Source organism: Elusimicrobiota bacterium (assembly GCA_026388155.1).
In the GTDB taxonomy this organism is placed as follows: Bacteria; Elusimicrobiota; Elusimicrobia; order Elusimicrobiales; family UBA9959; genus UBA9634.
Genome location: JAPLKI010000013.1, coordinates 57963 through 83983, shown reverse-complemented (window position 1 = coordinate 83983; position 26021 = coordinate 57963). Strand labels below are relative to the sequence as shown.

Here is a 26021-nt window from a genome sequence, read left to right as displayed (position 1 = left end):
TAAGCGGACAGATTCAGTTAGAAGTGAATTTTTCGGGTTATACGGGAAAAGGCGTAAGCCGGTGAGGGACCGATATTTACATTCGGGCCATTTCTATCGCCAGTTCATCGGGGATCATGGCGAACATTTCGCTCTTAATGGAGCGCTTGTCGCGTTTAATGGTCAGTGTGGCCGTTATTATCCGGAAATTTTGCGTTGCGTCTATGCCGGTCCCCAATACCTCAACAATGTGATGGAAGTCTCCCGCTATGTATTTGGGCACCGAAGGCATAACACTTCTTTTTAACGCGTTCAGCACGGAATTGAACAGCGAATTGAGCAGTATATTGCCTAGTTCCAGGAGCATCTCCTCTTTGAACTGGAGGAGGCCCCGGGCGGCAGGGAACGAACACCCCATGAAGCATTTGGATATGTATTCCATATCGTTCGGGTCAAAGAACATCATTGAGGTGAACGGAAACTCGCCTTGGACATTACAATAAACAGCGGCGGCGGCCGGATTTTTAAAATCGTGCTGTCTGACGGCCTCGTCAAGCGTCCCCTTGGAGACCCTGGTATCGGTTATTTGCCAAGCCCCGGCATAAACCTTTGAAAGTTTAGCCAGACACTTTTCAAGGCTTGAAACCGCTAACCGCTCCAGTATCCCGTTCTCCTTGGCATTCATAAGTTTTCCTGCGTTATACTATCTGCTTGAGGACATCCTTTAACTCCTCGTATGAGAATGGCTTACGAAGTATCGCGTTCGCGCCCTTATCCAAAAGCTTTTTATTTATAATGTCCTGCCCAACGGCTGTTACGATGATTACTTTGACCGCGGGGTCTATTTTCCTGATATTTTCCAAAACCTCCATGCCTGATTTTTTCGGCATGAGGAGATCCAGCAACACCACATCCGGCCGCAGGTCCGCGAAAGCCTTGATCGCGCTGCAGCCGTCTTCAGCCTCGCCCAGCACTTCATGGCCTATTTCTTTCAAAAGATCTTTTATCATGCCCCTTGTCATGCCGTTGTCATCTACTATAAGCACTTTCATAAAACCCCCTTGATTATCGATTAACGCCTATTCCTTACTCACTCCAGTTCGATCACAGTTTCCCTGTGGGAACTATAAGGGCATTTCTTTAGCCTGAAATCTAACGCAGCCCGCCTCCGCCAAACCGCCGGGAAAAGGAGCCAACGACAAGGACGGCCTTTTGGCCCGGTAAACCCAGCCTAAATCCCGCACCTGTATTTTTCGCACCGGCAAATTGTTCAGGAAGAACTATAATACAAAAAAATAGAAGCGGAAAAGGAATCTTCATGCGGGATTCTGAACAGGCGGCCGCCGGCAGGCGCTGATATTGCCTGCAGGCCGGCGGAATCAGCCGGCATGGGGTTGCCCTTCTTGGAGTGTTTTTGCTATCCTTGAAAAATGACCTATATTCTGTCGGCTGTGATAGCGATTTTGCTTGCCGCCATAGCGCTGCTTCTTAAGAAACTCTACGCCGCGCGTCTGGAAACCCCGGCAAAAGAAAGCGGCGACAGCGGCGCCGCGCTGAAAACCACCTGGTCTAAATTTGATGAATTGCTTACAAGCCTCCTCACTATACACGAAATCGGCACGGTAAACGCCGGCAACATAAAAAAAGAGGAATTTTACCAGACCGTGCTTGAATGCGCCGGCGACCTCATACACTCACCCCGCGGCTCGCTGATGGTTTTTGACCAGGCCGCGGGAGACCTTAAAATAGTGGCCTCAAAAAACATCTCCCGCGAAGTGATCGAAACCACCAGCATAAAACCCGGGGAAGGCATAGCGGGCCGCGCCTTCCAGACGGGAGAAACCATTTTTGTCACCGACCCCGAGCAAAACACGCAGTACAAGAATTTTCTAGGCAAAGAAGAACAAAAAGAACCCTTTATAGCCATACCGCTGAAAGTTAAAGACAAGCCCTTCGGCGTGCTGAACCTGCACCTTTCCCGCGAAAAAGAGTCGTTCACGGATTACGACCTGAAATTCCTCACATTGCTTGCCGGGGAGTCGGCGGTGACGCTTGAAAATATAAAGCTTTACGAGAGTATTGAGAATTTTTATCTGGAGATGGTACAGACACTGGCCCGGGTGATAGACGCTAAAGACGCCTACACAGGCGACCACGCGGGCCGCGCCCGCCAGAAAGCCAGAAAGCTCGCCGAAACGCTTAATATGCCGGAGCAGATGATCCGTTATGTGGAATATGCGGCTCTCCTGCACGACATAGGTAAAATAGGCATAGACGGCTCAATTCTTGCGAAGCCCGGGCATCTGACGACCGAGGAATATAACGAGATAAAGAAGCACCCCGCCATCGGCTACCAGATACTCTCCCCCATACATTTTCTGGGGCCGGTGGCCCAGATGGTGCTGTATCACCAGGAGTGGTACAACGGCATGGGCTACCCGGAGGGCCTGAAAGGCGAAGAAATACCGCTGGGCGCGAGGATAGTTGCCACCATAGACGCCTGGGACGCCATGATGAGCGACCGCCCCTACCGCAAGGCCCTTTCACGCGAACAGGCCGAAAGAGAGCTCACAAAGGGCGCGGGCCGCCAGTTTGACCCGCAGGTGGTACAGGCCTTTCTGCTCCTTGAAAACGGCCAATGGCAGACTAAGGATAGCGAATAGAGAAAAGCAAATAGCGAATAGCGGCAGGCCGCTTGATACGCATAGCGCCTGATGCGGTGCTGCCATAGTCTGGAGTTCCTTATATATTTTACTACTCGCTATTCGCCACTTCGCTAAAAATACCCCCGTGCTATACATTGTTCCAACCCCCATAGGCAACCTTAAAGACCTTACTTTCAGGGCGCTTGACGCGCTTAAGGAAGCTGACGCAATATTTTGCGAGGACACCCGCCGCACGCTCGCTCTGCTGAACCATTACGGCGTGACAAAAAAACTTTTTCGCTACAACGAACACAGCGAACGCTCGCTTGCCGAAGCCATGAATTGGCTCACGCTGGGTAAAAAAATCGCGCTGGTGACCGACGGCGGAACGCCCTGCATTTCCGATCCCGGCAGGAAGCTGGTTACGCTCGCCCGGGAAAATGCCATAAAAGTTGAGGTTTTGCCCGGTCCCTCAGCCCTGATAACGGCGGCGGCCGGTTCGGGCCTGCCTGTGGATTCTTTTGTTTTTTTGGGCTTTTTGCCCCGTTCGGGCGGTAAAATCAGGAAATCCCTTCACGCCGCCTTTCAAACCGGTAAAACCGTAATCCTTTACGAATCCCCTTACAGGATCAAGAAATTCCTGGCCCTGGTGATTTCGGAGTTCGGCGCGCAAACCAAAACCGTACTGGCCCGTGAGCTCACCAAGGTTTACGAAGAATGGCTCTCCGGAACGGCGCAAAGCGTTCTGGGCGAGCTGGAGAAAAAAACCGCCCTTAAAGGCGAATTCGTGGTATTACTGCGTCCGCCGGATGTGGAAGAGGACCCAGAAGAAGAGGCGCGAATGGACGAGCCCGAAGGCTATGGAAAATAAGTCACAAGTTTGATTTATTCGCGCTATTCGCTGTTTGCCATTCGCTATTCGCTGTTTTATAATGAAAATCCTTTTTATCTGCACCGGCAACACCTGCCGCAGCGTTTTGGCCCGCTACTACGCGGCAAAACTGGCAGGGGAGGGATCGCTGCCGCTCGAATTCTCATCGGCGGGCCTTGCGGCCGAAAAGGATACTGTACAACCCCACATCGTGCCTGAACTTCTTAAAAAAGAGGGCGTGACGAAGTTCAACCATCAGCCGACGCGGCTTACCGTCAAAATAGTCGAAAGCGCCGACCTTATACTTACAATGACCGGCGCGCAAAAGGCGGGACTGACCGGACTTTTTCCCGAAGCAGCCGCAAAAACCATGACGCTGCTGGAATACGCCGGTTTCGGCGCCGAAGACATCTCCGACCCATACGGCAGGGATGATCTTTTTTATTTTAAAACTTTCGAACTGATAAAGGCCGCCGTGAAAGCCGCGCTTGAAAAGCTGAAAAAAGAAGTGTAAAGTGTAGTATACAAAGTGGATAATGTAGTGTGCGGAGTGTAGAGATTGATTAAAGCTCTTTCTAAACTATCCGTTCTACAACTATCTGCTATAAACTCCGCCCACATATCTAAGGAGACCACAAATGTACGAAGAGATAAAAAAAACCGACCCGCAGGTGTATAAAGCCGTCATAGGGGAACTCGCCCGCCAGCAGAATAAACTGGAGCTGATCGCCTCGGAGAACTACACTTCAAAAGCCGTGCTTGAAGCCCTGGGCTCGGTGCTTACCAACAAATACGCCGAGGGCTACCCGGGAAAACGCTATTACGGCGGCTGCGAATTCGTGGATGTGGCCGAAAAACTGGCCATTGACCGCGCAAAAAAACTGTTCGGCGCCCAGCACGCCAATGTTCAGCCCCATTCCGGCACCCAGGCGAATATTACAGCCTATCTCTCGCTCATAAAGCCGGGCGACACCGTTTTAGGGCTGAACCTTTCCCACGGCGGGCACCTTTCCCACGGACACCCCCTTAATTTTTCCGGACGCTATTTCAAAATAGTCACCATGAATGTAAACAAGGAAACCGAGCTTTTAGACTACGAGGAAGCGGAAAAAACCATAGAGAAAGAACGTCCCCGCCTTATTATGGCCGGCGCCTCCAACTATTCCCGCGTATGGAACTGGGCCCGCCTTAAGAAAATGGCCGATGCCTGGAAGGCCTACCTGGTAACCGATGTGGCCCATTATGCGGGCCTTATAGCCGCGGGAATATATCCCTCGCCGGTGGAATACGCCGATATAGTCACCTCCACCACCCATAAAACCCTGCGCGGCCCGCGCGGCGGCCTTATCCTTTCAAAGGCCGTGTACGCTAAAACCATAGACCGCACCAACTTCCCCGGCAACCAGGGCGGCCCGCTTATGCACGCCATAGCCGCCAAGGCCGTCTGCTTCAAAGAAGCGCTTTCCCCCTCGTTTACGGAATACCAGAAACAAGTGCTGAAGAACGCGCGAAAACTGGCCCGCGAACTGCAGGCCAGGGGTTACCGCATAGTGTCCGGAGGCACGGATTGCCACCTGCTGAGCGTTGACCTGAGGGCCAAGGATATCACCGGCAAAGACGCCGAAATAGCCCTGGATAAGGCCGGCATCACGGTAAATAAGAACACTATACCGTACGATCCTCAGCCGCCCATGGTAACCAGCGGTATAAGGATCGGTACCCCCGCCATCACCACCAGGGGGATGAAAGACCGGGACATGGCTGTTGTCGCGGGATATATAGACGAAGCCATAACGAACAAAGGCTCCGACAAGGCCCTGAAAGGCATAGCTGAAAAGGTAAAAGAGCTGTGCGACAAGTTTCCGATATACCCGGATTTTAAAATTTAGGTGTCTTAAAGACCTTAAATTATTATAAAATCTTTTAAATAATATGTGCCGCCCAAAAAGGCCGTGTCGGCCAGCGGATGGTCTTGACCGGGCGGGGGCCTGTCAGCAAGGAGATTTGAATGGCGATTAAGCATAAGCTTGAAATAGCCGTTATAGGCGGCAGCGGGCTTTACCGGATGGATGAGTTGAAGGACAAAAAGGAACTAAAGATAAAAACCCCCTTCGGCGATCCCTCGGACATCATACTCGCCGGCAAGATTTCCGGCATACCCGTAGCCTTCCTGCCCCGCCACGGACGCAAACACACCATACTGCCTGGCGACATACCGCAAAGGGCCAATATGTGGGCGCTAAAGTCCCTGGGAGTGAAAACCATCATCTCGGCAAGCGCCGTGGGTTCGCTGAAAGCCGGACTCTCCCCCACCCATTTTGTTTTCCCTGACCAGTTCGTGGATGAGACCAAGGGCAGGGTTTCAACATTTTTCTGCGCCGGAGCGGTAGGCCATGTGCCCATGGCGGAACCCTTTTGCGGAGCCGTTTCGGCCATGCTGTGCGGCGCGGCGAAAAAACTGGGTATAAAATCCCACCGCGGCGGCATTTACGTCTGCATGGAAGGCCCCGCATTTTCCACTAAGGCCGAATCCTTCTCCCACCGCAAAATGGGCTATGATATAATAGGCATGACCGTGGCAACAGAAGCGAAACTCGCCCGCGAAGCCGGCTTTCACTATGCCCCGGTGTCGCTGGTAACGGATTACGACTGCTGGAAAGAGGGAGAGGAAGTGGACCAGAACAAGGTAAGCGATACTCTTCACAGGAATATTGAAAATATCCGCCGCCTGCTGGTTAAAGCCATTCCGCTTGTGTCCGGTGTAAAATGCCGCACCCATTGCCCCGATTTCACTAAAACCTCGCTTTTGACCGCCAGAGAGAACATCACAGCCGCGGCGCACAAGCGCCTAAGCCTTATTCTTGGATAGATTTATGAAAAAGAGAACGCACAAAAAGCCGGCCCGAAAAAATTGGCTGATCGCCGTGAGGAAAAAATTGATAGCCTCCGCCAAGACCGCGCAAAAAAACGCCTATTGCCCGTATTCCCGCTACCCGGTCGGTGCCGCGGTGCTCATGGAATCGGGACGCACTTACACCGGCTGCAATGTGGAAAACGCTTCTTTCGGCCTGGCCTGCTGCGCTGAGCGTACCGCTATTTTCAACGCGGTCAGCCACGGAGAAAAGAAGATCCGGGCGCTCGCCCTGGTGGCCAAGTCGGCCAGACCCTGCGGCGCCTGCCGCCAGGTGATAATTGAATTTGCCGGCAAGGACGCGGAAATAATTTTTGTGGATTGGCAGCCGCTGGAAAAGAAAGAGAAGATAACCTATACCCGGGCCGCCAAACTGCTGCCCAAACCCTTTAACCCCTCGGAAGCGGGGCTGTAACGGCAGGGGCTAGGGGCTAGAGGAGAGGGTAGAGGGTTGGAGACAGAACCAAGGAACTCCTTCCCTAACCCCTATACGCCAGCCCCTATACGCTGATTTACGGAGGACTAATGGATATGAAAACACTCAGTAAACTTACCAAATGGATGGAAACCACCGACCTAGAGGAAATTACCTGGAAAGACGGGGAGGAAAAAATAAGTCTAAAACTAAATAACCAGCCGGAGCATCACGCCTCCCTGTCCTCCACGCTCGTGCCGGTATCCTCGCCTTCCATAGGTATTTTCCGCTTCGCCGGCCCCGGCAAAACCAACACGCTTAAAGAAGGTTCCTCCGTTAAAAAGGGGCAGGAACTGGGTGTAGTAGAAGTGGGTAAGGATCACAAACCGGTGTCCGCACCCTCGGACGGATTTTTAAAGATAGTTTCCGTGGAAGAAGGCAAACCCGTGGAATACGGTCAGCCCCTGTTTTTCATAGAACCGCGATAAGGGGAGATTACAGCGATTGGGCAGGGATTACGGTGATTTTTCATCGGAACATTCTTTTTATAATCCCCTATCTTATCGCTGTAATCCTTAAATCCCATCGCTGTAATCTCTTCGTAAATATATGCCGCAAAAACCCTCTCTAATACGCTGCCCTAAATGCGGGTACGAGCCCAATATACTTACCGATATCTGCATACGCTGCAACGCGAAGCTTGAAAAGCTTTGTGGGACCTGCGGTTTTTCCAACGCGGTGGAAAAGAATTACTGCGACCAGTGCGGCGGTCTTCTTACCCTGAAACCGGCGGCGGCGCACGACCCCAAAGGCAGCGTTGCACCCGAAGCGGGAAGACTTTTTTTCACGGAGCAGGGGACTATTTCAACTCGCAGAGCGCAAAATAAACCGCCCCCCCCCGCCCGCCCGCATCTGGAAATGCAGCCCATACAGGACACTGTAAACGAAAGGGAAATATCCTACAGATCTCTTCGAAAACCCGAACCCCCAAAAACGGCCGGCTCCAAGCCCGCCCCGCCCGCGGCCGCCCCCATTCCTCCCGCGGCCAAATCCACCCGCACAGCCGGTACAGCCGCCGGAACATTTTCATCTTTTAAAAAATATCAACCCGTCTTGTTCGGGCTCACCGTCGCCGCAGCCGCGCTTGTGGCGGCCTATTTGCTGCTGGAACCCAGCCTCCCGGGTTTCATGCTTAAGCGCGCGGCCGCCGGCTACCTTGCAAAACTCTCAAGCGGCAGCTACCGCGAGGCCTACGACTTGCTGTCCACAAATTCCAAATCGGTCTGTTCGGCCGAAGACTATGTAAAGCGCAGCAAGGATTATTATTCTAAATTCCCGAACTGGAAGTTTAAAGACATAGAAATTTTCACGATGGGCAAAACCGCCGCCATGATAAAATACCAGCTGCAGGTAAGCGATAACCCCTGGCAGCCTGATTACATTTCCTTTGTGCGGGAAAATGGAAAGTGGGCCAGGCCGTATATCTGGACGCTTTTTGAGCCCATAGACGCCGCCCTTGACAGGCATGATTTCCCCCAAGCGCTGTTTTTGGCGCAAAAACTTTACCTGACTGACCCAATTGACCCCAGAACCTCGGGTTATTTATGCGTTTCCGAGTTTTTTATGAAAATTTATGACAAATCGGAGGAATCCTGCGGAGAGACTTTAACCGCGGCCAAAATTTACCCGGTTGGTTTTTCGCCGGAGGTGATTTTCGGGTACAGGCTATATTACGCCGAAAGCCTGCGCTTCCTTGAGAAATTTGAACCGGCCATAAAGGAATACAACTCCATGCTCGACGACACCCGGCTTTCGCCGAAAGAGCAATGCCCCCTCTACATAAGCCGCGCCGACGCCTTTGTAAGACTGAAGAAATACGAAAGTGCCCTGGACGACACCATGAAAGCGGGAGCAGTTTGCGAGGGAGAGTTAAACAAAAAAGAGACCGCGGCGCGCCTGCGCTTTTTAAACGGCGACGCGAAGCCGGAAGCTATAGCTTTTGCGCAGCGCTCCCGCCGGTCTCCCGACCAGCCGCCGCTTCTTGAAGCGCGCAAGCGCGAGCTGTCGGATCTGGCCGCAAAACTTGGGCCGAGAAAAGCGAGATTTCTGCCGAAGGATACCTGGCTCGCCGCGCACATATCCGGCCCGGAGTATCGGGTAACTTTAAGGGAAGAAGTTCTTAAACCGGGGGCCGAAACCGCGGGGATCAGGGATATAATGGTTTTAAACGTTAATCTTTGGACCGCGCGGGCAAAAATTGAAAAAGATATTACCCCCGCCCCGGGCGGCCACTAGTGCAGCGGTAATCGGTAAAGTGGCCGGTAAAGCAGCTGAATACCGGTAACCGGATACGGCGGTTAACCGATCACTGATTTATTGGAGGTTTAATGTTTACTAAAGTCCTTATTGCCAACCGCGGCGAAATAGCCGTGCGCGTTATACGCACTCTTAAAGAAATGGGAGTGCAGTCAGCGGCCGTTTATTCCGAGGCCGACCGTTCCTGCCTGCATGTGCGCGCGGCGGACTCGGCGGTCTGTATAGGCCCCGCCATGGCCCGCGAGAGCTATCTTAATATCCCGGCGGTCATTGCAGCGGCCAAATTGACCGGGGCCGAAGCCGTCCACCCGGGCTACGGTTTTCTGGCAGAAAACGCGGATTTTTCCGAAGCCTGCGCTGAAAACGGCCTGGTTTTTATCGGCCCGTCGCCTAAATCCATACGCCTCCTGGGCCACAAAGCGGCCGCCCGGAAAATGGCCGTTAAAGCCGGCATCCCGATAACGCCGGGCACAAAAGACTGCGTTTCAAAAAACTGCGGGCCCGAAGCTGAAAAAATAGGCTACCCTGTTATGATAAAGGCGGCCGCCGGCGGCGGAGGAAAAGGCATAAGGATAGTGCGCGAAAAGTCGCAACTGACCCACGAATTGCAGATGGCCCAGTCGGAAGCTAAAGCGGCATTCGGCAATGACGAAGTTTACCTTGAAAAATACATAGAAAACCCGCGCCATATAGAAGTGCAGTTCGTGCGCGATTCGCACGGGACCGCGGCGGCTTTCCCCGAGCGCGACTGCAGCATACAGCGCCGCCACCAGAAGCTGGTGGAGGAATCCCCTTCTCCGGCGGTAACCCAGGCTTTAAGGAAAAAGCTGGAAGAAGCCGCGCTGACCCTGGCCAAGGCCGCCGATTATGTGGGCGTAGGCACGGTGGAGTTCCTGCTGGATAAAGAAGGCAATTTTTATTTCATGGAAGTAAACACCCGCCTGCAGGTGGAGCACCCGGTGACGGAATTTATTACCGGCGCCGATCTGGTGCGGGAGCAGCTGCTCGCGGCGGCAGGCGAGACAATTTCTTTTATCCACGGACGCAGCGTACCCTTCACCGGCCATGCCATAGAGCACCGCGTGAACGCCGAGGACTTCACCCGCAATTTCGCCCCCTCGGTCGGCCGCGTTGAGGAATGGCTGCTGCCGGGCGGCCCGGGGGTAAGGGTGGACACTCATGTTTATCAGGGCTACAGCCTGCCTGTTTATTACGACAGCATGCTTGCGAAACTTATAGTCTGGGGCCGGGACAGGAACGCCGCCGTAGCCCGCTCCGCGAGGGCGCTGGATGAATTCCGCGTCAGCGGCATAAAAACCACTCTGGACGCGCACAGGCTGATAGTGGCCAACGAAGATTTCCGCGCGGGCCGCACAGATACCGGCTTTATGGAAAGACTGCTTGCGCCTGCGGAATTGGTTAGCAAATAGCGAATAGTAAGATGGAAAATAGTAGTAACCGAAAGAATTTTACTGTTGTCTTCTTCACTGTTCTTCACTATGCGCTATTCGCTATCTTACTATTCGCTATACAGCCTTCAGCCTAAACATAATGAACACCCGCTCCAAGCTGGTTTCGCTTAAAAAGGCCCTGGCGCTGCGCCGCGCTCTCGCCAAAAAAGGCAAAACGGCCGTTTTCACCAACGGCTGTTTTGATATACTGCATGCCGGACATGTAACCCTGCTTGAAAAAACCCGCTCCCTTGGCGATTTTTTGTTCCTTGGCCTTAACTCCGATGCTTCCGTTAAGCGTCTGAAAGGCGCCGGCCGCCCGGTAAATCGCCAAAAAGACCGCGCAAGGGTGCTTGCGGCACTTTCCGCCGTGGACGCCGTGGTTATTTTCAGCTCCGATACCCCCCTTGAGCTGATCAAAACTCTTAAACCGGATATTCTGGTTAAAGGCGCCGACTATACGGCCTGCGAAATAGTCGGCGCCAAATTCGCCGGAAGAACGGTAAGAATCCCGCTCGTAAAAGGCCGCTCCACCACAGCCCTGATACGAAAGTTGGCCAAAAGCCGGCTTTCCAAACCGCATTGAAGAACAGCAGTCAATTTACTACAATAGTAGCATGAGGAATCTATGAACGACTTATTTAAAAAATGCCGCGAGTTCACCCATGCCCACGAGCTGATAGAAGCCGGTATCTACCCCTATTTCAAAGAAATGGCCTCCGAACAGGCCCCCGAAGTCGTAATAGACGGAAAGAAATTCATAATGTTCGGCTCAAATAACTACCTTGGGCTCGCGAACGATCCCAGAATGAAGCAGGCCGCCATAGACGCCGTGAAAAAATTCGGCACCGGAATGGCAGGCTCGCGGTTCCTGAACGGCAATACGGTCCTGCACACCGAACTTGAAAGGCGCCTTGCCGCTTTCAAGGGCCGGGAAGCGGCCCTCATTTTTTCCACCGGCTATCAGATGAATTTAGGCGTAGTTTCGGCTTTGGTGGGGAAGGGAGACGTGGTTGTGGTGGACAAGCTTGACCACGCCAGCATTTTTGACGGCTGCAAACTTTCAAACGGAGAGATACGCCGCTTCAGGCACAATAATGTACAGGACCTGGAACGGGTGCTTAAGGACGTAGGCCCCAAGCGCGGAAGACTTGTTATAGTGGACGGCGTTTTTTCCATGGAAGGCGATATCGCCCCGATACCCGAAATAGCCAAGGTCTGCAAAAAATACGGGGCCCGCTTTATGGTGGACGACGCCCACGCCACCGGCGTTCTAGGTAAAACAGGCAGGGGCACCTGCGAATATTTCGGCCTTGAGCACGGCGAAGTGGACCTGGTGGTAGGGACCTGCTCAAAATCCTTCGCTTCAATTGGCGGTTTTGTGGTGGGGGACAAGGACATTCTGCACTATATCCAGCACTTTTCCCGCTCCATGATGTTCTCCGCGGCCCTGCCGCCGTCATCCACGGCTTCAATTATCAAGGCCATAGACATAATAGAAACCGAGCCGGAGCGCAGGCAGCACCTTTGGGACAATTCCAAGTATCTGCTTGAGCGCTTTAAGGCCATGGGCTTTAACACCGGCGAGACAAAAACACCGATCATTCCCATAATCATAGGCGACAATATAAAGACCTTCTCGCTTTGGAGAGCTTTATACGAAAAGGGTCTCTTCACCAATCCGGTGATAACCCCGGCCGTACCGCCAAAGCGCGCGCTTATCCGCGTGGCCGTCACGGCCACCCACACGCGCGCTCACCTTGACCGCGCCCTTAATATTTTCGAAGATTGCGCCAAAAAGGTGCTTAAGCACAAACGCCCCACTCTGGTACATTAGCGGCTGTTCCAGCCGCGCCATAGGCCGTAAAGGCTGCCATAAGCTTTACGCCGTATGCCATATGCTTTTTTAGGAGTTTCCTTATAGCTTATAGCCTCTAGCATATGGCTTATGGCGTGCACGGGCGCCCTTACGGCTTATGACAATAAATCCCAATCTCAAATACTAACGATATGAAGAAACTTTTATTTATTGAAGACGAAAGCTATGTGATAGCCCGGGTTGATGAGATACTTAAAAACTTCCCGCAGTTTGAAGTAACAAGGACCGACAAAGCCAGAGACGCCAGCATCCACCTTGAAACAGGGGCTTTTGATATTATAATAACTGATATTTACCTGAGGGGGATTTCCGGGTTGGAACTGCTTTACATGGCCAAAAAGGCCAACAAAGACGCCTGCGTAATACTGATAACCGGCATAGAGAACACGGATTTAGCCTCGAAGGCCCTCAAAGAGGGAGCTTTGGATTTTGTCATAAAACCTCCCGGCCTTGAACGCCTGGCCAATATACTCAAACTCGTAACGATGGTAAAGCTTTAAATTTTAGGGGATAGGGTAAAGGGGATGGGGGTTTAGGGCAGGAGTTCCTTATCTCTCTGTATCTTCCAGTTTTTCTCTCACTCGTGTAAAATCATAACCCAATGTGTCTGTTTCTTACCGGGGGCCTTTGAACTCGCCGTTGGGATGCACGCGCGTCAGCGAGTCGAACTTTATGCCGTAGTGCGTGGCGTTCCTTTCCCTGCGGGTCCGCACCACCCGCGCCTCAACATCCAGCACGCCCTCGCTCAGGAACCTCAGCCGCGCGCGGAACTTAGCCGGTATTACAACAGTGTTCCCCACCGAAAAAGAAGCTCCCACCTTTGAAAAATCCACAAGCCTGCCGGTTGCGGCGACCTTACCCTCCGCGTCAAATATTTCAATTACCGAATCGTGCCTGTCGCGCGGCGCGCGCCGCTTATCCTTGTCATTCATGCCAGTCTCCTTACAGGGGACGATTTCATTCTTTCAGCCCGTCTTCATTCCCGAAAATTGCCGACTGATCCGTCACGGGCCGCGGACGCAACGGATATAGTGGTAGTTAGACTTAAGGCTGGCGCCAATATAGCCATCGCCGAAGTTCAGGCTATACGCTTCGGGAGTATAGGATACCAACTCAGACGACGACCAATAAAATCCGGCTGTAGCGTTGGCATCCCAACTTGGAGCACAAGATTTTTGATTCCCGCTGCCGGTCCATCCACAAGCATCCATGCCGAATACATATAATTGGCAGCCAGTTCCTTGTGCGCCGCCGGCACAGGAAGGCAATACCCAGTCATCATGACCGGCATAAATTAAGCTATCGCAGTAATTACAGGCCGGATAAGCCGCCCCTAATCCGACACAAGAATCACTGGGTTCATCCTGATTCGGCCCCCAGGTTATTATTGTCGCTATACCGCCAAGAATAAAAGTTGGCGTCCACAATCTGAAACTGTTATCACAATAAACACCATCTCCGTTTATGGCAGAGTAAACATTTTTACCGCCCTTTGCGGTACAGAACCCCGTATGAGTCCCCAGTATACCGAATATCGTCACTCCGTCCTTTATATTCTCCGGCGCAAGGTTAGTGTCAACATCGTGCAGCGTTGTGGCCGCGTAATAACCCGCCTTCACAGTATCGGTGGAGGAAGCAAGCGTCTGCGTTTTCACGCCGGGAACATGTTTTGTACCGGCATGAGCGGTTCCGGCGAAGCAGGCAAATAAAATCAGCGGAAACAGAGCGGTTTTAATCATTTTTAACAGCATATCAGGAATACTCCTTAGATTAAGGCTCCTGCCGCCTTTTTCCGCCAAAAAAATCTACCTTAATTTTTCGGCGCAAATTTTTGCGATTTTTATGTTTTGCGAAAAATTGGCCATTTTGGGACAGCCTTACATCCCCTATAACTTAATATCCATTCTCGCAGAAATAAAATTAATCAGCCCGCTATATATTCTTTGGTAACCCAAGCCCCATTCTCGTAGAAATTAAATTTATTGATGGTTGTGTTATAAATGATCATACCATTCACAGGAGTGAGAGCATCCCGCTGAGCCGTTGTCATCCTTGGGACAATAAATGCCCCGGTAGTAGAGGTGACATCCAACACCCCCTTCGGGTCCGTCGTCCCGATGCCGACATTGCCGGCATTTGTTATCCGCATTCGCTCATTAGCTAAAACGTCTCCAGCCGTGACGCTACCAACCTTCGCATAAAACACAATACCAGCAGACGATATATTATTACCCAGACTGATGGCTCTATACCCATATGAAGCCTGTGTTTCGTGAACCACCGCGCCGTCAGATAAATTCCGTATATTATTGCCTAATATTAATTCCGGGGAACCGGTCCCTAAATTGTTATATCGTCCAATGTTTATATTAGCACTATTGCTAATGAGATCGCTGCCAACTATTTCCAGCTTTTCACTCGGATTGGTCGTCCCGATGCCGACATTGCCGGCGCCGCTCACAAAAAGACCGCCGTCGCTTATCGGCTGGGTGCTGCCGGTAACAAGGAAGCCGCCCCGGTTCTTGAACCAGGTCCGGTCCGCCACGTTATTCTCAGTGACCACATCATTATTAATATTGCCGCTGTCCGACCATGTAAACGTGCCATTCGCGGTCGAACTTGACTTTTTACCTGCGGCAAAAGAATACTGGCCCGCCGCGGTGTTATTCTCGCCGCCGGGCACCACAGCGCGATAGCCGTTGATCGTCACCGTATTGCCGTAACCGCTGCCGATAAACGAATCGTTGCCGACCACACTATTCCCGTAGCCGCCGGACACCACAGCGTCAGGGCCTGAAGCCGTATTCCTCTGGCCGCCGCCTATTACGGAATACTGGCCGGATGCGACCTGGGTAGCTGCGGCTCTGATTGTCTGTAAATCAACAGCATTGGCGCCGCGGGAGTTGCCGGCGGTGGCGCCGCCGGTGGACTGTATTATGGAATCGAAAAAGATGCCTTTCGTAAAGGTATTTTCCCCGGTAAATGTCTGCGTAGCCGCCTTTACGACATCCCCACCGCCGCCGGCCTTCCAACTTGCCAGACCGTCCGCATTGGAAGTCAGCACTTTGCCGTCCCCCGGCGTTCCGCCGGTGATTTTTACCTGCCCGGCGACTTCCAGTGCCGCGCCCGGGTTCGTCGTTCCGATGCCGATTTGGCCGTTGAACAGATCACCATAAATCACGTTGCCGATGTTGAGGAATTTGTAAGTGGCACCCCCCGGCACAGCCGGAACGTCCGCATCATAGCCGATAATAATATTGTCGGTGCCCGTGGTCAGGCTGTCGCCCGCCTGCCAACCGATCAGAATATTATTACTGCCGGTGGTCAAAGCAGAACCCGCTTGGTACCCCATAATCGTGGAATTGGAGAAAGAACCACCGCTGTAGTAACCACCGGCCCTAGTGCCGAATATCGCATTGGCCGAGCCAGTGACATTGAGCCGGCCCGCATAAGCGCCCACAAAAGAGTTCTGCACCCCCGTGGTGTTGTTCATGCCCGCCTGATAGCCCACAAAGGAGTTCTCATCCCCCACGGTGTTCTCCTGGCCCGACTCAGCGCCAAAAAAGGAGTTGCCGCCAGCCGTGTTGTAGTAGCCCGCAGAATTGCCCACAAAGGCGTTGTAGCTGCCAACGGTGTTGGTGTAGCCCGCATTAGAGCCCACAAAAGAGTTCCCCTCCCCCGTGATGTTGCTGTAACCCGCCTGATAGCCCACAAAGGAGTTACCCCCCTTCGTGGTGTTGGAGTAGCCCGCGCTTTGGCCCACAAAAACATTGCGATCTCCGGTATTGCCTGTGCCCGCATCAGTGCCTACCCCCAGGCTGCCGGTTCCGCCGAGTATTACAGCCAGCCCGCCGCCCCCGGCCTTCCAGCTTGCCAGACCGTCCGCGTCGGAGGTCAGCACATAGCCGTCTTGCTGAGTGCTGTCCACCAGCTTGAACGTCCCATTGATATGCAGCGTGGCGTCCGGCGCATCGGTGTTAATGCCGATATACTGATTACTCAGGTCGCCGTAAATGACATTACCGATGTTGAGGAGATAGGAAGAATCGCTAGCGGGAACGTCCACGCCGGAGCCGATGAGAATGTTCTCATCTCCCGTTTCAAGGGTCTGCCCCGCCGAGTAGCCTAACAGGGTATTATTACTCCCCGTGGTGTTGTATAAGCCCGTCCCATCGCCCAAAAAAGAGTTATTCCCTCCCGTGTCGTTGAACTGTCCCGCAGCAACACCCACAAAGACGTTCTGTCCTCCCGTGGTGTTGCGGTAGCCCGCGGTTGCGCCCATAAAGGTGTTCTCCCCCCCAGTGGTGTTGGACTGGCCCGCTTGACTACCCACAAAGGAGTTATTGTTCGCCGTGGTGTTATAGCCCGCCTGATAGCCCAAAAAGGAATTGTCATTGCCTGTGATGTTGCTGAAACCTGCATTAAAGCCCACAAAGGAATTGTCATTTCCCGCGGTGTTGTATACGCCCGCAGAAGCGCCCACAAAGACGTTATTCCCGCCCGTTTCATTGGACTGTCCCGCCTGAGAGCCCAAAAAAGAGTTGTAGTTCCCCGTGGTGTTGGCAAGGCCCGTATAACGTCCAAAAAAGGAGTTCCCCCACCCATCGGTGTTGGCAGAACCCGCCTGATACCCAACAAAGGTGTCGGAATCCCCTGTGCTAAATATACCCACATCAACACCCACGCCCAAACTGCCGTCTCCGGAGAGTATTACAGCCAGCCCGCCGCCCCCGGCCTCCCAACTTGCCAGGCCGTCCGCGTCAGAAGTCAGTACATAACCCGCTGCGGGGCTGCCGCCCGTTATTTTCACTTGCCCTGCAACCTCCAACGCCACGCCCGGGCTAGTAGTCCCGATGCCGACATTGCCGGCGCCACTCACAAAAAAGCCGCCGTCGCTTATCGGCTGGGTGCTGCCGGTGACAAGGAAACCGCCGCTGTTCTTGAACCAGGTGCGGTCGGTTACGTTATTTTCAACAATTACGCCCGCGGAATCGGCCCATGTGAACGAGCCGTTTGCCGTGGAACTGGATTGATACCCGGCTGCAAAGGAATAGTCGCCTTTCGTGGTGTTATCACGGCCGCCCGCGATGGTTGAGTACATACCGCCGGCAGCATTCCCCCAGCCTCCGGCTACGGTGGCCATGCTCGCGCTAGCCGTGTTGAGCGTTCCGCCGGCCACGCCGGAGTATAGACCGCTCGCCGTATTGCCATTACCTCCGGCTACATTGGCAAAAGAACCGCCGGCCGCGTTCATCACACCGCCGGAAACGGTGGCATGCCAGCCACTCGCCGTGTTGGCGCCGCCCCCGCCTATAACGGAATGATAGCCGGATGCTACCTGAGTATCCGACCCGCGGCTTGTCTGCAGATCAACAGCCTGGTCGCCGCGCGGGTTGCCGCCGCTGGGGGTAGACTGTATCGCTGAACCGATAAAGATGGTGCCAGTAAAGGTGTTTTGGCCGGTAAAGGTCTGCGTGGAGGCGAGATACACATCCCCGCCTGCTGCGGGAGTTGCCCAGGAAGCCAGGCCGGCCGCGTTGGAGGTAAGCACATAACCGTTAGACTGCGTACCGTCCACAAGTTTGAATGTTCCGACAACGGTAAAGGTGGAGGTCGGCGCCGTCGTCCCGATGCCAATATTGCCGGTTGACAGGTCGCCATAAATGGCGTTGCCTATATTGAGGCGGTTGGCGGAGTTGTTCGCCGGAGCGTCCACGTTGTAGCCGATAATAATATTGTCGTGGCCCATGGTCAGGCTGTCGCCCGCCTGCCAGCCTAACAGGGTGTTGTTGCTGCCGGTGGTCAGGTAATATCCGGCATGATAGCCGACAATCGTTGAGCTGGAGAAAGAATTTCCGCCCGGAGTGCCTAAGCCGGCCATATACCCCAGCACCGTGTCACCCGAACCAGTCTGGTTGTTGTAGCCCGCCTGATAGCCCAGGAAGGAGTTTTGACCACCCGTGGTGTTGAGGTAGCCCGCGTAATCGCCCAGAAAAGAGTTGTCGGCGCCCGTGGTGTTGCTGATGCCCGCAGCATAGCCCAGGAAAGAGTTGTTGCCGCCCGTGATGTTATTGTAGCCCGCCTGATAGCCCAGGAAAGAGTTGTTGCCGCCCGTGATGTTGGAGTAGCCCGCCTGATAGCCCAGGAAAGAGTTGTTGCCGCCCGTGGTGTTGGTGTAGCCCGCCTGATAGCCCAGGAAAGAGTTATTACTGCCGGTATTCACCCTCCCCGCACCAACTCCCACACCCAAACTGTTTCCGGGCAATACCGCAACAACCGTGCTGCCGTTAATCTGGTACGCCGCGCCGGTATTCACTGCTTTCGAAAAAGTATTGAACCCGGTGAAGGTCTGGTTGGCCGCAAGATAGGCATCTCCGCTGCTCAGGCCGGTTAAATTCGAGCCATTCAGCGCCGGCAGATAGCCGTTGCCGTCAAGCTGTACCAGTTTGGCCGAGTTTATTCCGCTTATGTTTTCGGCATAAGCCGCGGTTGAGGCGTGTAAAGCATAGATGGAGGTAGCTATTTTCTCGCGCCCTAGAAGGTCGCCAGCCACGGTTACTTCAATATAAGGAGTGACCGTTCCCCAGTCCACACCGGTCGGAGTTATAGTCACATTGAACAGCCCGGTTGATACAGCCACGGTCATGTCTGCGCCGGGCCAATACTCCGTTTGTCCGTCAATGTTGGTAACACGGAACTTCATCGTCCTGTTCCCGGTCACGGGCCTGCCGTTTTCACGGTAATAGCCCTGATAATTTATTTCCTGCGGGGCTCCCGCCGGAACCGCATAAGCCGCGCACTGGAACACAATAAGCGCCGCCAGAATTTTTAAACCATGTTTGCAGAAATTCATGTTGCCTCCGGAATTATAAAACTACGGTTTTCCAACTCTAAACGTTATAGTATCCAAAACATTCCCGTTTTCATCGGTTACTTCAACTTTCCATTTGCCCCAATATACCTTGGTAGTGCTCCACGTCCGCCAGGACCCGTTCCCAGCCGACTCCACCGGCAGTTTAACCGTTATTACTTTCTTACCTTCCGAGTCGTACCAGACGTGTTTTATGGTCACCGGCGCGGGTGAGGCTTTCACTGCGGTCCAGCAGTATACCCGGCCGACTTTTAAATCAAATTTATTCCCCGTTTCCAGCGGCTCGCGCCCGCTTATGCCTTTGCCTATTTTTATGCCGGTCACTTTAAGTTCCACAGCGGGTTTAGGCTCAACGACCGGCGCGGGCGCGGCTACAGGCTGGGTCGATTCAATTACTGGCTGCGGGGCGGCAGGCTGTTCCGCAGGTTTCGGTTCAACAACCGGCACGGGTACTGTCACAGGCTGAGTCGATTCAACCACGGGCTGCGGGGCGGCGGGCTGTTCCACGGGTTTCGGTTCAATCGGCTTGGGCTCAACAACAGGCTGGGTTTCAATGACCGGCGCGGGCGGAGCCGCCGGTTTCCTCCCCGTGTCAAATTTAAAATTTATTCCCAGGTGCTGCGTTATCCCAAAGTCACCCATCGGCAGAAGCGCGTAATCCAGGCTTATATCACCCAACGCGACACCAGCCCCCGCCCTGAGTCCGCTGCCGGCGTCGCTGCCGGAATAGCCGGCCCTTAAAAACAGCCCTTTCATCGGCGAATATTCCACTCCGACACGCGGTTCGGGCTTTCCGGTATTAGGAATGCCGCAGTCAATCATCAATGCCAGCTCTTTGTCCGCAAACGGCTTATAGGACGCTCCGGCTTCCAAGATCATCGGCAGTATCTCGTTGGCCGCGTCAAATCTGACGGAACCGCCGGCGTTCTTTAATGCCAGGCCGAACGTGAATTTATCAAGTGAAGGGTGGGAAGGTTTGTAAAACAGCCCCAGATCAAATAAGAACGCGCGGCTGGTAGCGCCGCTTATTGTCTCGCCGGCGGTTTTTGCCGCCACACCCGCAACAAGCTCCCGGCTAAGCTTACGGGAAAAATCAAGACCCAGCACATACGCCCCGGCCGTGTAATCGGCTGTCCGGGTGCCGGCTGCGTCCCAGCCGTTTATGTCGCCGTAATCCACCCTGCGGTAATTAATGCCGTACGCATTTTTCCCCGATCGTCTGCCGATCGCCGCGTCCTGATAGTTTATCCCTTCAACCCACGCCGAATACGACAAACCCGCGGATATAAAGCCTTCTCTGCCGGAAGCGTAATTCAGGGCCGGATTGTAAAACACCGAATAAGCGTCGGTCGGCTTGGCCGCGCCCGCCCCGCCCGCCGCTATACCGGCCGCGCCCGCGTCCATGCGTAAAAAATCAAAAGCGTTCCCCGCCACATCGGCAGCCAAGGCGCCTGAAGCAAGGCACAATGCCGCTGATACGCTTAAAAGCAGTGTGTGTCTTTTGGTCTTCTTAATACTCATATCCTAAAAAGGGGGGCGCTGCATTTTTCTCCCTTCCATTTTCCACCGGTTACCGGCCACTGATTACCGGTTACCCTCCCTGTTCCCTTACCTGATTATCGCCAGCTTACCGGTCTGCCTGCCCACCGGGCTGTTTATAATATATAGATACACGCCGCTGGCCGCTTTGTTGCCGCTCTTGGTGCGCGTATCCCAGTTTATTGAGCCGCCGGACGGGTTTGAGGCTTCGGCTACAAGCTCCCCTCGCGCGGTATAGATCTTAACACTGCTCCCGTTCGGGACCACGAACGTTATACCGCCCGCGTCGGTGCCGGTTTTACCGGCGCCTGTGCCTGCGTTCGGGCCGTTCGGACGGAATGGCGACGGATATACCTTCGCCTGGCTCAGGCTTGTTATTACCGCCCCGCCAACCACAAAGAAACTGAAATGCGGGGCATATGCCGATATGGTGTTAGCGGTCTTTTCGGCAGTGGGCAGCGGCTCCCATTTGGCCGTGGTCTCGTTTAATACATAAATTCTCGGGTTCGTGATAACGGCCGGGTTATACGGCAGCGTTATAAGCATTGTGCCGTAGGGAAACACAATGGTCTCCGGGATGCACTTATCAGGGGAACTGGTGTTGTTGCAATAGTCTATCTCGGTGGGGCTTCCGGTCTGGCCGCCTGAATACTCGCTTTGAAAATCCGAGTTGGCCGAGGCCAAAAGCGCGTAGACCGGGGCGGTGTCCACCCTGATGTAGCCGTCCTTCGAAAACACGTTCTGCACTATCTCAACCGAGGTGTCGTTGCCCTGTATCGGCCTGACCACATTGCCCTGGTCGTATTTGAACTGGGTCTCAAAATTAAAATCAAGCGAATTCACCGGAACGCCGTCTTCGCTCAACACGCCCGTACCCAGAATTACGCTGTATATTGAGTTATACTCCCAGGAACCGGTGGACGGCAGGATATCCAGCCGGTTGTTTATCCAGTCAAAAGAGGTCGTTGAAAACGCAACATTTTCGTTCGGGTTTTGCCCGGTGCGGTCGCTTATTCGGGAAACGTGCAGCTCGGACAGGGTATCAGGCGAGATAGCCTAGTTGAACAGCAACGGCGCGGGCATACCCGTAGAAATGCCTATTAACTGACCTTTATACCGCCACGCGTCAAATTCTGGAGCCAGCCACGCCCACTGCTCTTTCGCCAGGCCGCTGTAAAACCCGATCTTCGCCGTTTTAGCCGTGCCGGAGGAGAGTTCCGCGGCAAGCGTCGGCTCGTTGGAGATAAACAGGGATTTATCGCCGGATGTCAGCGCGGAGGGAGAGTCTTTCGTCAGCCGGACAAGTTCCTTGTCGCCGGACGTAAGCGACGCGGCCGCCGGGCCGGCGCACCAGAAAGCAAGAACGGCAAATAATAAATATTTTTTTAAATCACAGTTGCGCATACATAGTTGAGCACATTACACAGTTACAACATAGTAATATAAAGTTGCACCTCTATTCAACGGTGTCGTAGAAAAAGACACCCTGTATCTTCCCCTTTACCTTTGACTTTATTAATATTATTATTTTATCTGACACACAGGAGGAAAAATGCAGGACAGAATTTATTACCCTGAAGATAAACTGCCGCTTGGGCGGCTTATTCCCATGGGCATGCAGCATGTGGTGGCCATGTTCGGCGCCACGGTACTTGCGCCTATACTCATGGGGTTCAACCCGCAAACCGCCATTTTCTTCTCAGGCATAGGCACGCTCTTGTTCATTCTTATAACCGGATTTAAAGTGCCGAGCTACCTCGGTTCCAGCTTTGCTTTCATCGGGCCGGTGCTTGCGGTTACGGGCGGCTTCGCCCAGAACATACCCGACGCGCTGTTCGGTATAGCCGGCGCGGCCGTCATTTACGCAATAGCCGCGCTCGTAACCATGCGCCGCGGCTCAAAATGGGTGGACCGCTTAATGCCCCCGGTCGTCACAGGCGCCGTAGTCGCCCTCATCGGTCTGAACCTTTCCTCTTCGGCCGTAGCAAATTTCTGCAACGCGGATTTCCGCCTTGCCACGCACGAAGACGCTCTGAAACTCTTCACCGCCTTAGTCACCTTCACCGTAGCCGCCTCGGTTTCAATTTACCTTAAAGGCTTTATGCGCCTTCTTCCAATACTGACCGGCGTGGTGATAGGCTACATATTATCTTTGGCCTTCGGCATAATAGATCCGGTACACATAGAAGCCATAAAAACCGCTCCCTGGCTGGGCCTGCCGCCCTTCATAACCCCGCGCGTAAGCGTTAAGGCTTTTCTTGTTATAGCCCCCATATTTGTTGTGCTGGTGGCCGAAAATAAAGGACACATACAGGCCATCTCCGGTTTCATGAAGCGCGACCTGAACCCTTACCTCGGCCGCGCCTACATGGGCGACGCCGTGGCAAGTTTCGTCTCCGCCATGGGCGGCGGCACCCCCCAGACCACCTACGCCGAAAACATGGGCGTAATGGCCATCACCCGCGTATTCAGCGTTTACAACTTCGTGGCGGCCGCCTGCATAGCTCTGCTGCTGGGCCTTTGCCCCAAATTCGGCGCGGTCATACAATCCATTCCGAACCCTGTGCTCGGCGGCGTAACCGTCATCCTTTACGGGCTGATAGCGCTCATGGGCGTAAAGATCTGGCTGGACGCCGGCGTGGACTTCTGCTCGCACAAGAACCTTATTATAGCCGGTTCCTCCCTGATAATTTCCACCGGGCTTGGCGTTAAAGGCTTTACCGTCGGCCCGGTAAACATCGCAGGCATAGCCTTCGGCACAGTGCTTGCCGTGGCGATGAACTGGATACTTTCTTTAGGCGGTCGGGAGAAATAAGAAACCTCATGCTGAACAAACTTCTATCCGTCTACAAACCGGCGGCCCACATTGAGCGCGTCCCAAAAGAACAGATCGACCCTAAATATAAGGCCATGCGCTTCCGGGTAATGCTATCCATCTTCTGGGGCTACGCGGGCTTTTATCTGGTGCGCAACAATTTTTCGCTCGCAAAACCTTATCTTATAAACAATTACGGTTTCAGCAAGGGGGATGTGGGGCTTATAGCCACCGGCCTTTCCGTGGCTTACGGTATAAGCAAATTCGTAATGGGCAATGTTTCCGACCGTTCCAACCCCCGCTACTTCATGGGCACCGGCCTTATACTTTCCGGCCTTATAAACCTCATATTCCCGGGCTTCGCCTCCGCCCTTTGGGCCATGGCCGTATTGTGGTTCGCGAACGGCTGGGCGCAGGGGATGGGTTGGGCCCCGTGCGCACGCACGCTCACCCACTGGTTCTCGGACTCAGAGCGCGGCACCCGGTTCGCCATATGGAACACGGCTCACAATGTGGGCGGCGGCAGCGCCGGTCCCATAATAAACGGCGTGCTGATACTGACCGCCCTATTCGCCGTGGGCGGCTCGTATGGCGCGAAACTGCCTTTTTTTGTCATTTTCTATGTTCCCGCAGCAATTTCAATAGCCCTCGGCCTTATGATCTTCATCTTTCTGCGCGACACGCCTCAATCCGTGGGCCTGCCACCCATCGAGGAATACAAAAACGATTACCCCGATACCGGCGTGGCCGACCCTGAGCGCGAAATGGGCGCCAAAGAAATACTTGTTAAATATGTTTTGAACAATAAAATGCTCTGGCTTATAGCCGTGGCCAATGTGTTCGTTTATGTGGTGCGCTACGGCGTGCTGAACTGGGCGCCCACTTATTTAAGCGCCGTTAAACAATGCCCGGCGGGTCTGGCGCGCTGGCAGTTTTTTATCTACGAATTCGCCGGCATTCCAGGCACGCTGCTTGCCGGCTGGGCCTCCGACAGGTTCTTCGGAGGCCGCCGCGGACCTATCTCCGTGATATACATGGCGCTGGTAATGGCGGCGGTTTACATCTACTGGAAAAATCCGGCCGGACATTTTCTGATAGACTCCGTAACATTGTTCTTGATAGGTTTCCTTGTTTACGGGCCGGTCATGCTGATAGGGGTAAGCGCGGTGGACCTTGTGCCGAAGAAAGCCGCTGGTACGGCGGCCGGGTTTACCGGCTTTTTCGGCTATGTGGGCGGAGCGGTTATAGCGGAACTGGGCATAGGCCGGGTGGTGGACCGCTGGGGCTGGGACGGCGGCTTTAAGCTGGTGCTAGCCGCCTGCGTCATGTCCATAATTTTAATGGGCATGACCTGGAAAGTGCATCATCAGGGGAAGCAAATAGCGAATAGCGACTAGGGGAGGAGTTCCTTGTTTATTTTGGAGGACAAATGAAAAAAATTATTTTTACGGCCCTGTTGCTGACGCCGGGTATACTGGCGTCGCAGGGGACTAAATTGATAGAAGTTCACGGGCACCGGGGAACGCGCGGCACGCGCCCCGAAAACACACTGTCCGCCTTCAGGGAAGCCCTGCGCTTAGGCGTGGACGTGCTTGAGATGGACATGAACGTGACTAAAGACGGGGTTATAGTCATTTCGCATGAAAAGTCCATAATTCCGGATATCTGTCTGGGCCCCGACGGCAAGAAACTGGCAAGCCCGGCTCCGATAATTTCGCTTACCCTTGAGGAAGTGAAAAAATACGACTGCGGCACCCTGCAAAACCCCAGATTCCCCGCCCAGGCGCCCAGCCCCGGTGAAAGGATCCCCACGCTGGAAGAAGTTTTCCAGATGGTTCTGGCTTCCACCGAGCCGGCAGCGGCCAGGGTAAGGTTCAACATAGAAACCAAGCTCGTTCCGGGGGAGCCTGAGCTGTCACCCCCTCCCGCGGTCTTCGCGAAGCTCTTCGTTGACATGGTCAAAAAATACGGTCTGACGGACCGCGTCATACTCCAATCGTTTGACTGGCGCACGCTCGTTGAGGCTAAAAAGCTGGAACCTAAAATAAAGATAGCCCAGCTTATAGAAGCGACGCTTGTTGACCTGGTCGCGGTCGCCAAAAGTTCGCAGGCTGACATTATCAGCCCGGAGTTCAAGTGGATAAACAAAGATGTGGTGGAGTATCTGCACAAGAACGGCATACAGGTGGTGCCGTGGACCTTGAACGATAAAAAAGATATAGAGAACGCCATAAGCTGGGGCGTAGACGGCATAATTACCGATTACCCCGGCGATCTCATAGACTATCTGAAGGCGAAGAAGCTCCGGTAATAAAAATCCCCGGCCGCC

The 26021-nt window shown here is 53.7% G+C and carries 23 protein-coding genes; 15 read left to right on the top strand and 8 right to left on the bottom strand.

The genetic code is table 11. The features are described 5' to 3' along the window. Nucleotides 1-76: 76 nt before the first annotated feature. Both NTX59_05020 and NTX59_05015 read right to left on the bottom strand, forming a co-directional pair. On the bottom strand, nt 77-664 hold the full coding sequence (locus tag NTX59_05020) for a hypothetical protein (GenBank protein MCX5785028.1): 588 nt from the start codon (nt 662-664) through the stop codon (nt 77-79). 13 nt (nt 665-677) lie between these two features. Continuing rightward, entirely contained in the window at nt 678-1031 is a 354-nt protein-coding gene (locus NTX59_05015) for a response regulator (GenBank protein MCX5785027.1), read from the bottom strand. Between the two features lie 378 nt (nt 1032-1409). Between NTX59_05015 and NTX59_05010 the strand changes: the two genes are divergently transcribed. From NTX59_05010 to NTX59_04955, 12 genes are all read left to right on the top strand, one after another. Continuing rightward, the gene (locus NTX59_05010; protein ID MCX5785026.1) at nt 1410-2642 is read left to right on the top strand and encodes a GAF domain-containing protein; all 1233 of its coding nucleotides are present in this window, start codon (nt 1410-1412) and stop codon (nt 2640-2642) included. Between the two features lie 127 nt (nt 2643-2769). Further along, entirely contained in the window at nt 2770-3495 is a 726-nt protein-coding gene (gene rsmI, locus NTX59_05005; protein MCX5785025.1) for a 16S rRNA (cytidine(1402)-2'-O)-methyltransferase, read from the top strand. 61 nt (nt 3496-3556) lie between these two features. Beyond that, nucleotides 3557-4009, top strand: coding sequence for a low molecular weight protein arginine phosphatase (locus tag NTX59_05000; GenBank protein MCX5785024.1), 453 nt, complete (start codon nt 3557-3559; stop codon nt 4007-4009). A 124-nt stretch (nt 4010-4133) separates the two neighbouring features. Continuing rightward, the gene (locus tag NTX59_04995) at nt 4134-5384 is read left to right on the top strand and encodes a serine hydroxymethyltransferase (protein ID MCX5785023.1); all 1251 of its coding nucleotides are present in this window, start codon (nt 4134-4136) and stop codon (nt 5382-5384) included. Between the two features lie 119 nt (nt 5385-5503). Further along, nucleotides 5504-6364, top strand: a complete 861-nt coding sequence (gene mtnP, locus NTX59_04990) for an S-methyl-5'-thioadenosine phosphorylase (GenBank protein MCX5785022.1) — start codon at nt 5504-5506, stop codon at nt 6362-6364. A gap of 4 nt (nt 6365-6368) precedes the next feature. Further along, nucleotides 6369-6821, top strand: coding sequence for a cytidine deaminase (locus tag NTX59_04985; protein MCX5785021.1), 453 nt, complete (start codon nt 6369-6371; stop codon nt 6819-6821). Nucleotides 6822-6937: 116 nt separating this feature from the next. After that, a complete protein-coding gene (locus tag NTX59_04980; GenBank protein ID MCX5785020.1) occupies nt 6938-7309 on the top strand; it encodes a hypothetical protein in 372 nt (123 codons plus the stop codon). Between the two features lie 121 nt (nt 7310-7430). Next, nucleotides 7431-9116 (top strand): zinc ribbon domain-containing protein, encoded by a 1686-nt coding sequence (locus NTX59_04975; protein MCX5785019.1) that lies wholly within the window; start codon nt 7431-7433, stop codon nt 9114-9116. A 92-nt stretch (nt 9117-9208) separates the two neighbouring features. Further along, nucleotides 9209-10567 carry an acetyl-CoA carboxylase biotin carboxylase subunit gene (gene accC / locus NTX59_04970; GenBank protein ID MCX5785018.1) on the top strand — a complete coding sequence of 453 codons (1359 nt, stop codon included), beginning with the start codon at nt 9209-9211 and terminating at the stop codon, nt 10565-10567. Nucleotides 10568-10688: 121 nt separating this feature from the next. Beyond that, a complete protein-coding gene (gene rfaE2 / locus NTX59_04965; GenBank protein ID MCX5785017.1) occupies nt 10689-11174 on the top strand; it encodes a D-glycero-beta-D-manno-heptose 1-phosphate adenylyltransferase in 486 nt (161 codons plus the stop codon). Between the two features lie 42 nt (nt 11175-11216). Further along, nucleotides 11217-12425, top strand: coding sequence for a pyridoxal phosphate-dependent aminotransferase family protein (locus NTX59_04960; protein MCX5785016.1), 1209 nt, complete (start codon nt 11217-11219; stop codon nt 12423-12425). 173 nt (nt 12426-12598) lie between these two features. Continuing rightward, the gene (locus NTX59_04955) at nt 12599-12967 is read left to right on the top strand and encodes a response regulator (protein ID MCX5785015.1); all 369 of its coding nucleotides are present in this window, start codon (nt 12599-12601) and stop codon (nt 12965-12967) included. A 114-nt stretch (nt 12968-13081) separates the two neighbouring features. Here the strand turns inward: NTX59_04955 and NTX59_04950 are convergent, their stop codons facing one another. The 6 genes from NTX59_04950 to NTX59_04925 all read right to left on the bottom strand — a co-directional run bounded on the left by NTX59_04950 (nt 13082) and on the right by NTX59_04925 (nt 22281). Beyond that, complete coding sequence (locus tag NTX59_04950) at nt 13082-13399, bottom strand: PilZ domain-containing protein (protein ID MCX5785014.1); 318 nt, start codon at nt 13397-13399, stop codon at nt 13082-13084. 72 nt (nt 13400-13471) lie between these two features. Continuing rightward, the gene (locus NTX59_04945; protein ID MCX5785013.1) at nt 13472-14218 is read right to left on the bottom strand and encodes a DUF1566 domain-containing protein; all 747 of its coding nucleotides are present in this window, start codon (nt 14216-14218) and stop codon (nt 13472-13474) included. Between the two features lie 173 nt (nt 14219-14391). After that, nucleotides 14392-19320 (bottom strand): hypothetical protein, encoded by a 4929-nt coding sequence (locus tag NTX59_04940; protein MCX5785012.1) that lies wholly within the window; start codon nt 19318-19320, stop codon nt 14392-14394. A gap of 21 nt (nt 19321-19341) precedes the next feature. Beyond that, a complete protein-coding gene (locus tag NTX59_04935; GenBank protein MCX5785011.1) occupies nt 19342-20859 on the bottom strand; it encodes a PorV/PorQ family protein in 1518 nt (505 codons plus the stop codon). An 87-nt stretch (nt 20860-20946) separates the two neighbouring features. Continuing rightward, nucleotides 20947-21744, bottom strand: coding sequence for a hypothetical protein (locus tag NTX59_04930; GenBank protein ID MCX5785010.1), 798 nt, complete (start codon nt 21742-21744; stop codon nt 20947-20949). 189 nt (nt 21745-21933) lie between these two features. Next, on the bottom strand, nt 21934-22281 hold the full coding sequence (locus NTX59_04925; protein MCX5785009.1) for a hypothetical protein: 348 nt from the start codon (nt 22279-22281) through the stop codon (nt 21934-21936). Between the two features lie 148 nt (nt 22282-22429). Here NTX59_04925 and NTX59_04920 point away from each other — a divergent pair, with 148 nt between their 5' ends. From NTX59_04920 to NTX59_04910, 3 genes are read left to right on the top strand one after another with little or no spacing between them, the layout of a single operon-like run. Beyond that, a complete protein-coding gene (locus NTX59_04920) occupies nt 22430-23692 on the top strand; it encodes an NCS2 family nucleobase:cation symporter (GenBank protein ID MCX5785008.1) in 1263 nt (420 codons plus the stop codon). Between the two features lie 8 nt (nt 23693-23700). After that, nucleotides 23701-25089 (top strand): phosphoglycerate transporter protein PgtP, encoded by a 1389-nt coding sequence (gene pgtP, locus NTX59_04915; GenBank protein ID MCX5785007.1) that lies wholly within the window; start codon nt 23701-23703, stop codon nt 25087-25089. Nucleotides 25090-25121: 32 nt separating this feature from the next. Further along, nucleotides 25122-26003, top strand: a complete 882-nt coding sequence (locus NTX59_04910) for a glycerophosphodiester phosphodiesterase (protein MCX5785006.1) — start codon at nt 25122-25124, stop codon at nt 26001-26003. Nucleotides 26004-26021 lie beyond the last annotated feature (18 nt).